This is a genomic window from Legionella fairfieldensis ATCC 49588, assembly GCF_000621525.1.
Lineage (GTDB): Bacteria > Pseudomonadota > Gammaproteobacteria > Legionellales > Legionellaceae > Tatlockia > Tatlockia fairfieldensis.
The window spans coordinates 33,572-46,724 of the sequence record NZ_JHYC01000020.1 but is presented as its reverse complement, the minus strand read 5'-3'; the positions used below and the strand labels follow the sequence as shown (position 1 = coordinate 46,724).

Genomic DNA, 13,153 nt, shown 5'->3' with positions numbered 1-13,153 from the left:
AATTTTGTAATGAGCTTATTTATGTCTTCTCAAAGTGATGCCATCCATTTGCCTGCTTACCAAACTTTTCTGGATACAATTGCTGTTTTAGCCTTACCAATCTCAGCCAGTGAATTACATGGTTTAATGTGCGGTTATTTATGTGCGGGTGCAACCAGTGAAGGAGAGACCTATCTTCGCGCGTTAACACCTGGCAAACGGGATGTATCTGTGCGAACCGCCGCTCTGGCAATGTTTGAAGTCTATTCAATCAGTCAACATCAACTTGCCAATTTTGATTTTGAATTTCAATTACTGTTACCGGACGAACATGAGTCACTTGTTATTCGCGCGCAGGCTTTTAGCGAATGGTGCGAAGGATTTACGCAGGGAATGGCTCTATCGGGTATTGGTTACGAACAGCTTCATGATGAAGAATCACAGGAAGCATTACAACATTTGGGCGAATTTGCTCACCTGGATTATGAGACATTGGAAATTGATGAAGAAGATGAGAAAGCGTTAATGGAAGTACAGGAATACACGCGTATGGCTGTAATCCGTTTACATAGTGATTTAATATCTTCTCAGAGTAATGAAGAGAATTCCTCTGAAACAAGACATTAATAGAAAGGATAGGTCGATGATTACTCAGCAAGAATATCAGACAAGAAGGCAAACCCTGGCAGCCCAATTACCTCCCGATGCCCTTGCGATTATTCCCGGAGCTAATGAAGTGCTGCGTAATGGCGATGCTACTTATCGATTTCGCCAGGATAGTTATTTTTATTATTTAACCGGTTTTAATGAGCCTGAGGCAGTGCTGGTCATAACCGGCAGCGAATCAGGTAAAAGTTTTTTATTTAATCGCTCCCGTAATCCTGCGCAGGAACAATGGACGGGAAAACGATTGGGTCAGGAAGGTGCTTGTGACCTTTTAGGTGTTGCTGAAGCGTATCCTATTGACTGTCTGGCTGAACGTCTACCGCATTTATTGACTGGCAAAACGGCTATTTATTATGCAATAGGACGTCAACCTGATTATGAAAAATGTATTATGGAGGCTTTACAGTCTCTCAAAAGTAAAGTGAGACGCGGCGTAAAGACACCGGAAATGCTTTGCGATTTGGAACCATTGCTCAGTGAAATGCGGCTAATTAAAAGCGAAGCAGAAATAGCCCTGATACGCCGCGCTGCTGAAATTTCTGTGGCGGCACATCAACGAGCCATACAGTATTGCCGCCAGGTTAACAATGAATATCAATTGGAAGCAGAACTTTTATATGAATTTGCGCGAAACGGTTGTCGCGCGGTTGCTTATGATCCGATTGTAGCAGGCGGGGCTAATGCCTGCATTCTTCATTACACAGAAAATAATCAACCGCTTCGCCAGGGGGATTTATTGTTAATTGATGCAGCGGGCGAATTTTGCAATTATGCGGCGGATATTACGCGAACTTTTCCCATTAATGGTCATTTCAGTAATGAACAACGGGCAATTTATGAGCTGGTTCTTAAAGCGCAACAAGCCGGTATCGCCTGTATTAAACCGGGATTAGGCTGGCATGAGATACAAAAAACAATAATTTCTATTTTAACTGAAGGTCTGTGTGAATTAGGTCTTCTAAAAGGTCGGGTTGATAAACTTATTGCTACAGAAGCCTATAAGTCCTTTTACATGCATAATTCCGGACACTGGCTAGGTTTGGATGTTCATGATGTGGGTCGCTATAAAATTAACGGTGAGTGGCGTCCACTTGAAGCAGGAATGGTACTTACTGTGGAACCGGGATTATATATTTCTCCCGGGATGGAAGGCGTTGAACAACGCTGGTGGGGTATAGGCGTACGAATTGAAGACGACATTCTGGTTACTAAAGACGGCCATGAGAATTTAACGGCTGCTTTGCCTGTAGATGTTGCTGCTATAGAGGCGTTGATGCGTGATTGAGAAACAGGTTGATATTCTTGTTGTTGGCGGTGGTCTAACCGGAGCCATCCTGATGCTGGCTTTGGCTGACAAAGGTTATAATAGTTTGTTGATAGACAGTCATTCTTTCAGTGATAAGGTTCGCGCTGATTTCGATGCCCGAACCCTTGCTTTGGCACCCGCAAGCATTCGCATCTTGAAAATGCTTAATATTTGGCCATTTATAGAGCCAGATGCTACCGCTATTGAAATGATTCATGTGTCTGAACAACATGGATTTGGTAGCACTCAATTGCATGGTCAACCTCTTAAACCTCTGGGTTATGTAGTAGAAATGCAGCATATTAATCGTGCGTTATATCAGTTGCTTGACAAGCAACAAATTATGGCTCCCGCAAGCCTTGGTACCCTCAATAGAAAAGAAAGTATAGCCACGATTAACACATCGGCAGGAGAGATTAAGGTTCACGCCAAACTTATTGTGGCGGCCGATGGAAGTGATTCCACTGTACGCCGTTTAAGTGGTTTGTCCGCCAAAACGACCCAATATGCGCAACAGGCTATTGTTGCCAATATCGGATTGGCACGCTCCCATCAAAATAAAGCCTATGAGCGCTTCACTGCATCAGGACCTTTAGCATTATTACCTATGACAGAAAAACGTGCTTCATTGGTCTGGTCTTTATCACCTCAAGAGGCAAAACGTCTCATCGCTGTAGACGAAACTGCTTTTTTAACGGCTTTGCAGCAATCATTTGGTTATCGTTTGGGACGTTTTGTGCGAGCTGGTCAACGAGTTATTTTCCCCTTGCGGCGAGTAACAATGACCAGAAAAATAGCCTGGCCGCTGGTCTTTGTAGGTAATGCGGCTCATACACTGCATCCCGTAGCAGGACAAGGGTTTAATCTCGGTTTACGTGATGTAGTTACACTTGCACAATGTATTATACAACAAGGACTTAACGACACGATGCTGGCTCGCTACGAGCAAATGCGGCAGGAGGATGAAAGAGCTATTCGAGGCTTGACAGATGGTCTGCTCCATGTATTTGCCAGTCGTTTGCCAGGTATGGCGCTAGCGCGCAATTTAGGACTTATTGCAGTGGACAACCTTGCTTTTTTAAATCGATATTTAACCCATTATACCTGTGGTTTTGGGGGCTACATACCCGATTTGGTTTGCGGGCTTCCCTTGCAGGCCGGGAGTGACAATGAACCAGTATTTTGATGTGGCTGTTATTGGCGGTGGAGTGGTAGGATTATGTGCGGCGGTGGCAATGGCTCAACGTGGATTTTCTGTTGCTATCATTGATGCAGGTACTTTGCAGGTCGATTTAACCAAACAGGACCCTCGTGTTTATGCAATCAATCAAGCCTCACAGGATTTGTTGCTTGATTTGGGAGTATGGCAGCAGTTAGATAAAACACGGACTTCTCCTTATCGACATATGTACGTCTGGGACGCAGCAAACGGTGCTCATATTGAATTCGATTCCCGTTTGATTGCAGGGAGTAATCTGGGAGTTATTGTCGAAGAATCAGCGCTCAAACAAGTTTTACTGCAAAAATTAAACTTGGAGAAAGTAGTTTTTTTTCCGCGAAGCTTAATTACCACATTCGAAACAAACGCTGATTTTATTCAGGTGAATAGTGATAAAAAAAGCTGGCAAGCAAAATTAGTCATGGTTGCGGATGGGGCCAACTCCCCTTGTCGTCAGCTCCTTAATGTACCTTTAACAAGCTGGCCCTATCATCAGCAAGCTCTTGTTGCTTCAGTTCGCACAGAAAAAGCGCATCAACAAACAGCTTATCAGGTTTTCAACGCAGACGGCCCTCTGGCTTTTTTACCCTTAAATGGTGATAAACAATGTTCTATCGTGTGGTCAACTTCGCCCACGCACGCCAATCAATTAATGACGCTTTCTGATGAGGAATTTAATCGGGAACTGACCGAGGCTTTTGCCAGCAAATTAGGACAAGTTTGGGTACAGGGCAAACGTTACCAGTTTCCTTTAACAATGCGTCATGTCAATCAATATAGTGGCAAGCGCTGGCTGTTATTAGGCGACGCGGCACATACCATTCATCCCCTGGCAGGTCTTGGTCTTAATGTGGGTTTGGCTGACGTGAGCGTCTGGCTCGATTGCCTTGCCAAAAGCAAAAATTGTTTAACCTCCTCAACCGCTCTAAGTGCTTATCAACGGCAGCGTAAACAGGCTGTGTGGCAAATTATCGCAACAATGGAGGCGCTAAAAACCTTGTTTCTTAATCCCTTGCCTCCAGTGGTTACCTTGCGCAATTTGGGATTACGTGTTTGTAATCGTTTTTCACCTTTAAAACGAGTATTTATTGAGCACGCTATAGGTAAGAAGCTCAGTATGCTCTGATAAGTCAGGAAAAATGAGAAAGACTGAGCCTCACCGTAGCAAAATGTTTTGGAATGCGGTATAAAATGACTGGTTTTAAGACGACTGTGCTGAAGCATAGGCTATATATTACAGGATGTAGAATGATTATAAAAAAATTACAGATCATGGTACTTGGTTGTATTTTATCAGCGAATGTCTCAGCTAATAGAATGGATTCCGGCTATTATGGTGAAGGGGGCTGGCCTTTTGTCGGCTCTTTAAGCGTTGGTCCTGCCTGGACGAGAGCCGGAGAATGGGAAAGCTTTTCTCTTCAGCCCGATATAGAAAAAACATATGCAGCCGATCAGGGTGAGTATGCATTGAGACTGGTATCAACACCAAAAGGTACCCATACTCTTGCCACTGGCGAGTTATTTTTAGGCGTCTATGGCCCTATTAACTCCATCGTTCAAGGACAAATTGGTTTGGCGATAGCGACATCCAGTTCGGCCAAATTAACGGGCGACATTTATGAAGATGCGAATCCAGCGTTCAATAATTATAATTACAGCTATTCGGTACGTACGACACGCGTAGCCATAAAAGGCAAGGCGTTGTATGACCCCGGGTTTTACGATCTGTTTCCTTATGTCAGCGCGAGCGCTGGGGTAGGATTTAACCACGCTTCTTCATTTAAGGTTGCACCGAAAATTGAGGAAGAAGTACCAGCCCCCCTCTTTACTGATCAAACCTCCAAGGAATTCAGTTATACGTTGGGTATCGGATTACAAACCCCGGTAGATCCCAATTGGCAGGTCGGACTTGGTTATGAGTTTTCTGATTGGGGCCAGAGTAATCTTGGCCGCGCTCCAGGACAAACTTTAGGCCGCGGTTTGCATGTCAATACGTTCAGGGTTCATGGACTACAGGTAAGTTTGACTTATATCGCTTAAAAGAAAAAGAATTGAACCTCAGATGAGGAAACAAACTCAATGTATACACCAACTTAACTTGGGTTAACTAAAGAAATTAATTTGTGCAGACTTTTTGTCTTGAGTTTCCTCTCTCAACGCCTTAAGCTGCTGATTTTCTGAAATCAAAATCTTTTTATCAGTTTCTAATCGACTTATCTTTTCTGAGAGTTCCTGATTGCGCAGTTCCAATTCCTTAATTTTATCTAATAATTGGAAGAGACCCTCACAAGATTGAACGTTCCTGAATTCGGGTTGACCTGGCAAACCTCGATAGGAGTGAACTATATAATCTAAATAAGGCTCCTGAACTCTATAGGCTGACTGCATTGCTAATTTTAAATCCACCTCCGGGCGCTGATTATCTAATTTGGAGCGAGTAACATAAAGTATAGCCAACCTGCGTTGGGCCTCTGGATAATGAGGGTTAGCTACATTGACGTCTTCATAAAGTCCGATAATCTTATTTAATAACTCTAAATCACTATCAACATCTGAAGTATGATTATCATCAACGAAACACCATAAAAACTCATAATATCCATAGGCTTGTGCTTCTGATGCTTTTTGTTTTGCCAGGTTAAACTTATCTTTAGAGATAGCTTTATTGATAGAAAATAAATAAAACGCGGCTGGAATTTTTAAATCATAGTTTTTTTCTAAAAAGCGAAATAACTCTAAATCAATTTTTGGTTCGAAAGTTAATACTGTTGTGATAAATTTATCTACAGCTTCTTCAGTGACCCGACGATCCCAATGCCTGTCTGTTGAAAAAATATGATCTACTTCTCTTCCTCGTTCTACTTCTCCCTTACAAACGCAACCTAGATGTTCTAAAATAAATTTCTTTTCGCGTTCACACCACCAGAGGTCAATAAAAAAATACTTAATCACACTTTTAGGGTCTTTATTGTCAAACTCTATTCGGTGAGAGTAGTTGTAAGCCCTGGGGTGAGGCTGCTTCAACTCTTTATCAACAATATCCTTTATATCTGAACAAACAAACATGTAAACATTCCGCTCTATATAAGAAAAGTAATGCTAACATAGAAACTATCTTGTTTAGTTATGTTTTTTTCTATCCGATATTTCAGATTGCATGAGTTTGATTTGCTTAACCTGGCAGGGATTTCATCAAGGTTTAAAAACAAATAATTTAACCAAGGAATTGAGTCTATTTTTTAATAAAAGATAGGAAATAGCGGTTGAACGTGATTAGAATCAGGTGACTGCGTGGCGACAGGAGAGACAATGAAGTTTGCAACAATTCCAAAGTGAAAATCTGTATAACTTTGATAGGGGAGATTACTTTTATAAATCACTCAGAGGCTTGTATACTTCCTATGCTCTAAAATATACACCACCCAGGTTAAATGAAATCAATTCCAGGCGCCAGGCCCCAGCATTAAACCTTTCCTGCGCTTGATGAAGACAAAATAAGGTAATGAAGCATGAAAAACAAAATTATCCTCCTGGGAAACCCGCTTTTACGACAAAAATCCCAAGCTATTTTAGAAGAAGAATTTGGTACACCCGACCTTAAACAATTAGAGCAGGCATTGTTTGAAATGATGCAAGCAGAAAATGGCCTGGGTTTGGCTGCTCCTCAAATAGGAATTAATAAGCGAGCTATTGTGTTTGGTATGGAAAAGCATCCAGTGCATACTTACTTGCCAACGATTCCATTTACGACTCTATTTAATCCGTCGTATGAGCCAACATCAGATGAATGTATTGAAGATTATGAGGGATGTTTAAGTGTTGGTGCACTTCGAGGCAAGGTATCGCGATATAAGCACATTTGTTATCGGGGTTACGATGTGAATGGTCAGTTGATAGAACGAGAGGTATCTGATCTTCATGCACGTGTTCTGCAACACGAATACGATCATTTGGAAGGTGTAATTTTTTTGGATAAAGTTATAAACGTTAACTCTCTGGGTTTTCATGATGAATTAGTTCGAGCAGGTAAGTTCAAAACCAGAAAAGACGCGTAAAATTACATGTTTAAACTTTCAAAAAATCATCATTAGCAGTGCTATTGGCAACGTGCTTGAGATGTATGATTATGTGATATGAGGGTTATTTTCCGTTTTTTTATCAAAAGAATTTTTGCCATCACAATCCAACCTATCCGATATTTTCTTTTTATTCTGACTTTAAAGTACATTAAAATAGTTTATATTATATCAATGTAGAAATTAATTTGACAATTATGATGTATTTTTATACAATTGAGATTCTAACTGTTATCGTAGCGAAGTTACATAAATGAATACCTTACTCCACAATTAATAGGTTTTAATATTGGGAATGATTTAACATGGAAAATGAGCATAAAGCAACAACATCAGTTAGAGGTACCCAATAGTCATTTACTTTCTATCGAAGTTTATATTCAACAAGACGACCTTGGCGCAGAAGTATTGGCTCTTCCAGCGCAAAAGAGCATAGAGCAGCAACATCAACCGGAAAGGTTAAATAGTAGCCTGTTTTCTAACGAGATTTATATTCAACAAGAACAACAAGAAGAAGTTGATGCAGAAGTATTGGCTCTCCCGGTACAAAAGAACACAGAGCAGCAACATCAGCCAGAGGCATCAAGTAGTAGCCTGTTTTCTAACGAGATTTATGTTCAACGGGAACAGGTTAGTGAAGAGGTATTGGCTCTCCCGGTTGACTCATCTGAAAAACAACCTCATGCTGTAAAAAATGATAAAAATGAACGAAAAAAACAAGAGGTCATTGATAAATTAACTACTCTGACAAAAAAGTATTTAACTCATTTAAATACAGCCTCAAGGAAAAACAACGACAACTTAACACAAAGAAAACATACGATTATATCAAAATTAGATAATATACTAAGTGATACATCCCTGGACAGGAATGAAAAATTACATCTATTTTCAGCACATTTTCGGACAGCAGATAAAGACCTATTAAAAAACCACAGAGAGCCAAATTGGGTGGCTTTTAAGAAAGTTGCATTATTTTTCTTGAGTCTTACAGGAATTGGCGCTATTTTTGGTGTCATTGACTACAGTATAAGACGTCACCATTCTATCTTTTGCACTCCTAAAAGTCATGGAGAGCGGTTTGTTCTGGATATCGAAAATATACGGAATCCCTAGCCTAATAGTTTTTTCTTAGTTCATATTTTGCAAAAGCTTCTGTATTTGCTAAAAATATGGTTTAATTTTAAACATGAACGTTTATAGGGTTGGTGTGTCGTGTTTTTTTTGAAGCCTAAGCTGCTATTGAGTTGTGTTTTTGGCAGCTTTTTAGCAGTTGGGTATTCACTGGCTGCTAATGACCAATCCAGTCAATCTCATAAAACACCCTCTCTTTCTCGCTGGAGCAAGCAATCTGACACGCAAGTCTCTTCTGCCGATGAGGCTGAAAAACGCCTGGAAAAAGCAATCAACAATCCTGAGTATATGCTCGATAACTGGGTAGAGTTACCTGTTTCACCCGCGGCGCAGCATAAGAAGGTTCAACGATTAAGCCTGCGCGAAGCAATTCTACTGGCTTTACGTTATAACCCGAATGTCCAGAATGCGGAATTGGATCGCATTATCCAGCGTTATCAATTGCGTCTGGCCTATAATGAATTTGAACTACAATATGCTTTAGCGGGTGCAGCCGCTATTGAAAATAGCCGCTATACGGGCGTAGGCGCGACAACCAATAAAAGCTACATCGCTTCGCCTGAAGTGAATTTAAAGACCAAATCAGGCGCACAAATCGGTTTAAACATTGATAATAACGTTTCAAATTTTAATAGTTATACGCCGGTTCTCAATTTTTCGATTACTCAACCTTTACTGCGAGGTTTCGGGCGAAAGGTCAATGAGGCTAATCTTTTAAATGCGATTGACAGAGAATGGCTGAATAAGGTGAATTTACAGCAGGCCATTATTGATCAGATTACTCAGGTTATTACAGCCTATAGGGCATTAATTTTAAGTGGTAATAATTTAGAAACGCAACGATTGCAATTGCAGGAAGCAAGGAACACCTACGCAATTAATGAAAAAAAAATAAACGCAGGACAATTGGAGCCGACAGCCAATATTCAGCAATCGTATCAGATTGAATCGTTAAGTCTTATGGTTGAACAGGCCGAAAATGATTTTAAAACCGCGGCGCAGGATTTGTTGCAAACGATAGGATTAGATCCGCAAATGCGTTTATCCGTTCCTAAAGATATCGCATTACATAAGCTCATTATTCCGGATAGCAAGGTTGTCATTGCGCAGGCACTGGAACATAATAGTCAATATTTAGCACAAAAAATGCTTCTTCGTGCTGATGAAAGGGCTTTGGAAGTGGCAAAAAACGAGCAACTTTGGCAACTTGATTTAGCAGGCAATGTGCAAAGCGGCCGATTGAATAGTCTGGATGGTCAGGGAAACTTCCCCGGTTTGTATAACGGGCGCAATATTAATCAAACAGCTCGAATAAAACTAACCATTCCTCTGCATGATATCGGACGCCGTAATCAGCTTATTAGCGCCAAAGTTCAACTTGAAAAAGATAAATTAAATCTTATTGCACTTAAACGGGCTTTGGAAACGACAATTACCAATACCGTTAACACCATTCAGAGTCTGGCAAAGCGTTATCGGTTGGCTCAAAAACAAGTCGATTTAGCCGCTCGATCTTATGCACTGGAAAAGAAAAAGCAGCAAGCAGGGATTGCCAGCGCTCTTGATGTCAACAATACCCAAAATCAATTAATTCAAGCGCAGATGGGTTTAATTAACGCCAAAATAGCCTATCTTAACCAATTGTCTGCTCTGGAGCGTATTTCAGGCACAACGCTTGATCATTGGCGCATTAAACTGAGGTATGGTGGATGAAAACCCGATTAGCCTTAATCATTGCATTCGTTACATTATTAGTAAGTTGCAGTAACAGTGAAAGTAACAAAAATTCCGGGCGGATCTATACGGTAAAAAAAGAAGTTTTTCATAAAGTCTTGCATTTTACGGGGACTATTCAACCCTTGCGCGAAAGTGCTTTAAGCAGTCCGGTTGACGCAGTAGTAGAAACGATGCATGCCCATTATGGGCAGCAGGTAAAAAAGGGCGATGCCGTTTTTACCCTGAATTCCAGCGAATTACAAAAACAGTATAATGATACGCTGACCGATTACCTGAAAGCAAAGGACAATTACACTGTAGCGCAAGCAAAATTTACCGGCACCCAAGAACTTTGGGAGGCTGGCTTGTTGTCAAAAAATAATTTTCTTGGGGAACAATCAAGCCTGGCTACAGCAAGGGTCGGTTTAATACAGGCTACTCGTAAGCTTACAGAAATGCTGGAGAAAATGGATGAGACAAATACATCCAGTTTATCTGCTTTGACGATCGCTGAGTTTGATAAAATAAGGCAGGAGTTAGCTGGTAAGCATAATCTGATTCGCCTCAAAGCACCTTCTGATGGTGTATTGCTTTATCCACCTAAATCGTCCGGGGAAGAAAAAGCAGGTAAATTAAACATTGGCTCCACGGTTAAAACAGGACAAGTGTTAGCTCTTATTGGCGATTTAACAGGTGTCAGTGTGGAAATTGATGTCCCTGAAACCGATATTGACAAGATTCATACAGGTATGAAAGCGACTATTACCGGTATTGCTTTGGGTCAGCAGGTGTTAAACGGCGAGTTGGTTGCTGTTAATGTTCAAGCCTCCAATAGCGCCAATGGAACCTTGCCCTCTTTCAATGCGGTAGTGGAAGTCAAAAACCTGAATGACGACCAGCGCTCCTGGATAAAAGTGGGCATGAGTGCAGCCATTGAAATTGTCATTGATAATGACAAACAGTTACTTGTTCCGATTACCGCAATAAAACAGGAAAGAGGTAATTCAGTGGTTAAATTAAAAGAAGAAAATGGCTCTCTACGTACACATATTGTTACAACCGGAGCAGCACAAGCGGATAAAGTTGTTATTGCATCAGGGCTTAAGCCGGGTGACGTGGTGATTTATGATTGAGTCCTCATTAATAACACTCAGAAATATCACCAAAACTTATGAGATAGGCGGGGTGAGCTCTCAAGTATTAAAGAATGTCTCATTAACGGTTGCTAAAGGCGATTTACTCGCTATTGTGGGCGCCTCCGGTTCAGGAAAATCAACACTCATGAATATTATAGGCTTGTTGGATAAAGCCGATGAGGGGAACTATTTATTACAACAACGCAATATTGCTGATTTAAATGAAGATGGACTGGCAACTTTACGCAATCAAAGTATTGGTTTTGTTTTTCAACAATTCAATTTATTACCTCGTTTTTCTGCCAGTCAAAATGTGGCGCTACCGTTGATTTACCGCCATGTACCTGACAAAGAAATCAAGAAACGGGTGGAGAAGGTTTTAACTCGTGTAGGGATGCAATCGTTTGCAGCGCACCGGCCTACCCAATTATCAGGGGGACAGCAACAGCGAATTGCCATTGCTCGTGCTCTGGTTGGGGAACCACGGGTTATTCTCGCCGATGAACCCACAGGCGCCCTTGATTCGCGCACAAGTACAGAAGTAATGAATTTATTCCATACACTGCATAAAGAAGGCTGCACACTTATTATAGTTACTCATGATGAAAAAGTGGCGGCTCAATGCCAGCGGCGTATTACTCTGGCCGATGGACAGATTGTCACAGAGAGCAAACAATGACACTCTTTGGTCACGTTCAACAGGCACTTGTTAATTTAACGGCGGCAAAACTAAGATCGTTTCTGGCTGTGCTAGGTGTGTTAGTAGGTACGGCCGCAGTGGTTGCCTTATTAAGTTGTGGGCAGCTGGCTACTGAAAAAGCGTTGGAACAATTCAAGACGCTGGGCACAGATTTACTAGCCTTGTCAACGTATCAAAAAAACCCAGCACCTTCCCATAGTGTCAGTGAGTCAATTCCTGTTAACTTATGGCGAGAAATGCCAGAGCAAATTCCTGCGATTTTAGAGATTGCACCTTATAGCATGGCTTACCAGTCGATAAGTTTTCAAGGCCAGGTTTTGCAGGGGGTAATTATTGGCGCTGATGAAGCTTTAGCCAGTATTATTCATATTAAATTAGCGGCTGGTCATTTCGTGTCGTTTGTCGAATCCTTTGAACATTTTTGCGTTATTGGCCATACTCTCGCTCAACAAATGCAGCAAGTGAGCCTGGATAATCCTATTGGGCAACAGCTACGTATTGGCCCTGCACTTTATACGATCATCGGAGTAGCAGAGCCTTGGAAAGAAAATGGTTTTTTTAATGAAGACATTAATCAGGCAGTGATTATTCCAATAAAGGGTATCCCTCTTCTTAGCAGGGATAGTAAAATTAATAATGCCGTTTTGTTATTAAAACCGGATAGCAACATTGATGAAGTTATAACACAAATCAGGCAAGTTATTAATTCATGGGCGCCGGATTTGAGCGTATTTGTCCGCAGTGCCAAACAGATTATTGCCAGCATGGAAAACCAGGGTCAAATCTTTACCTTATTGTTAGCAGTAATAGGCGGTATTTCTTTGTTTGTGGGCGGCATTGGGGTCATGAATATCATGCTGGTTTCTGTCAGTGAGCGCAAAAAAGAAATTGGTATTCGTAAGGCAGTCGGCGCCAAAAATAGCGAGATTCAAATTCTTTTTTTGATGGAAGCAGTGATATTGTCGCTCTCAGGAGGAATGTTGGGAGTGTTTGCAGGTTTAGTTTTCACTCGTATAATTGCTTATTTTAATGAATGGCCTTTTATCCTTTTTCTAACTCCACCTTTGGCAGGATTTGCTGTTTCTGTAATAACTGGGGTTTTTTTTGGTTTTTATCCAGCAAGACGAGCGGCGAAATTGGAACCTATGGCTTCTTTGCGCAGTGAGTAAGTTAAATGATGGTCAAAGAGGGAGTTATAAGGGTGTTGTAGGAAATTTCATA

At 41.2% G+C, this 13,153-nt stretch carries 12 protein-coding genes; 11 read left to right on the top strand and 1 reads right to left on the bottom strand.

Features of this window, described 5'->3' with window-relative positions:
* The first annotated feature begins 21 nt into the window (after window positions 1–21).
* From T345_RS0107285 to T345_RS15035, 5 genes are all read left to right on the top strand, one after another.
* Window positions 22–606 (top strand): UPF0149 family protein, encoded by a 585-nt coding sequence (locus T345_RS0107285; RefSeq protein ID WP_028388763.1) that lies wholly within the window; start codon window positions 22–24, stop codon window positions 604–606.
* A gap of 16 nt (window positions 607–622) precedes the next feature.
* The gene (pepP, locus tag T345_RS0107280; RefSeq protein WP_028388762.1) at window positions 623–1,930 is read left to right on the top strand and encodes a Xaa-Pro aminopeptidase; all 1,308 of its coding nucleotides are present in this window, start codon (window positions 623–625) and stop codon (window positions 1,928–1,930) included.
* Window positions 1,923–3,137: an FAD-dependent monooxygenase gene (locus T345_RS0107275; RefSeq protein WP_028388761.1), complete on the top strand. Its 1,215-nt coding sequence runs from the start codon at window positions 1,923–1,925 to the stop codon at window positions 3,135–3,137. Before pepP ends, T345_RS0107275 begins: the two co-directional genes overlap by 8 nt.
* Entirely contained in the window at window positions 3,121–4,296 is a 1,176-nt protein-coding gene (locus T345_RS0107270) for an FAD-dependent monooxygenase (RefSeq protein WP_028388760.1), read from the top strand. The genes T345_RS0107275 and T345_RS0107270 overlap by 17 nt, the downstream gene beginning before the upstream one ends.
* Window positions 4,297–4,418: 122 nt before the next feature.
* On the top strand, window positions 4,419–5,210 hold the full coding sequence (locus T345_RS15035) for an outer membrane protein (RefSeq protein ID WP_051555186.1): 792 nt from the start codon (window positions 4,419–4,421) through the stop codon (window positions 5,208–5,210).
* Between the two features lie 63 nt (window positions 5,211–5,273).
* Here T345_RS15035 and T345_RS0107260 read toward each other — a convergent pair whose 3' ends face one another.
* Window positions 5,274–6,236, bottom strand: coding sequence for a cell division protein ZapB (locus T345_RS0107260; RefSeq protein ID WP_028388758.1), 963 nt, complete (start codon window positions 6,234–6,236; stop codon window positions 5,274–5,276).
* A gap of 443 nt (window positions 6,237–6,679) precedes the next feature.
* Between T345_RS0107260 and def the strand changes: the two genes are divergently transcribed.
* The 6 genes from def to T345_RS0107230 all read left to right on the top strand — a co-directional run bounded on the left by def (window position 6,680) and on the right by T345_RS0107230 (window position 13,101).
* A complete protein-coding gene (def, locus tag T345_RS0107255; protein ID WP_028388757.1) occupies window positions 6,680–7,225 on the top strand; it encodes a peptide deformylase in 546 nt (181 codons plus the stop codon).
* A 333-nt stretch (window positions 7,226–7,558) separates the two neighbouring features.
* Complete coding sequence (locus T345_RS0107250; RefSeq protein ID WP_028388756.1) at window positions 7,559–8,362, top strand: hypothetical protein; 804 nt, start codon at window positions 7,559–7,561, stop codon at window positions 8,360–8,362.
* 108 nt (window positions 8,363–8,470) lie between these two features.
* Complete coding sequence (locus T345_RS0107245) at window positions 8,471–10,093, top strand: TolC family protein (RefSeq protein ID WP_423202096.1); 1,623 nt, start codon at window positions 8,471–8,473, stop codon at window positions 10,091–10,093.
* The gene (locus tag T345_RS0107240; protein WP_028388754.1) at window positions 10,090–11,229 is read left to right on the top strand and encodes an efflux RND transporter periplasmic adaptor subunit; all 1,140 of its coding nucleotides are present in this window, start codon (window positions 10,090–10,092) and stop codon (window positions 11,227–11,229) included. Before T345_RS0107245 ends, T345_RS0107240 begins: the two co-directional genes overlap by 4 nt.
* Entirely contained in the window at window positions 11,222–11,911 is a 690-nt protein-coding gene (locus T345_RS0107235; RefSeq protein WP_028388753.1) for an ABC transporter ATP-binding protein, read from the top strand. Before T345_RS0107240 ends, T345_RS0107235 begins: the two co-directional genes overlap by 8 nt.
* Window positions 11,908–13,101, top strand: coding sequence for an ABC transporter permease (locus T345_RS0107230; RefSeq protein ID WP_028388752.1), 1,194 nt, complete (start codon window positions 11,908–11,910; stop codon window positions 13,099–13,101). The genes T345_RS0107235 and T345_RS0107230 overlap by 4 nt, the downstream gene beginning before the upstream one ends.
* Window positions 13,102–13,153: the final 52 nt, after the last annotated feature.

Excerpts from the sequence above, each read along its gene's own strand:
- pepP (WP_028388762.1), top strand. The coding sequence starts at position 623 with ATGATTACTCAGCAAGAATATCAGACAAGAAGGCAAACCCTGGCAGCC.
- T345_RS0107240 (WP_028388754.1), top strand. The coding sequence starts at position 10,090 with ATGAAAACCCGATTAGCCTTAATCATTGCATTCGTTACATTATTAGTA.
- T345_RS15035 (WP_051555186.1), top strand. The coding sequence starts at position 4,419 with ATGATTATAAAAAAATTACAGATCATGGTACTTGGTTGTATTTTATCA.
- T345_RS0107270 (WP_028388760.1), top strand. The coding sequence starts at position 3,121 with ATGAACCAGTATTTTGATGTGGCTGTTATTGGCGGTGGAGTGGTAGGA.
- T345_RS0107260 (WP_028388758.1), bottom strand. The coding sequence starts at position 6,236 with ATGTTTGTTTGTTCAGATATAAAGGATATTGTTGATAAAGAGTTGAAG.
- T345_RS0107250 (WP_028388756.1), top strand. The coding sequence starts at position 7,559 with ATGAGCATAAAGCAACAACATCAGTTAGAGGTACCCAATAGTCATTTA.
- T345_RS0107230 (WP_028388752.1), top strand. The coding sequence starts at position 11,908 with ATGACACTCTTTGGTCACGTTCAACAGGCACTTGTTAATTTAACGGCG.
- T345_RS0107285 (WP_028388763.1), top strand. The coding sequence starts at position 22 with ATGTCTTCTCAAAGTGATGCCATCCATTTGCCTGCTTACCAAACTTTT.
- def (WP_028388757.1), top strand. The coding sequence starts at position 6,680 with ATGAAAAACAAAATTATCCTCCTGGGAAACCCGCTTTTACGACAAAAA.
- T345_RS0107235 (WP_028388753.1), top strand. The coding sequence starts at position 11,222 with ATGATTGAGTCCTCATTAATAACACTCAGAAATATCACCAAAACTTAT.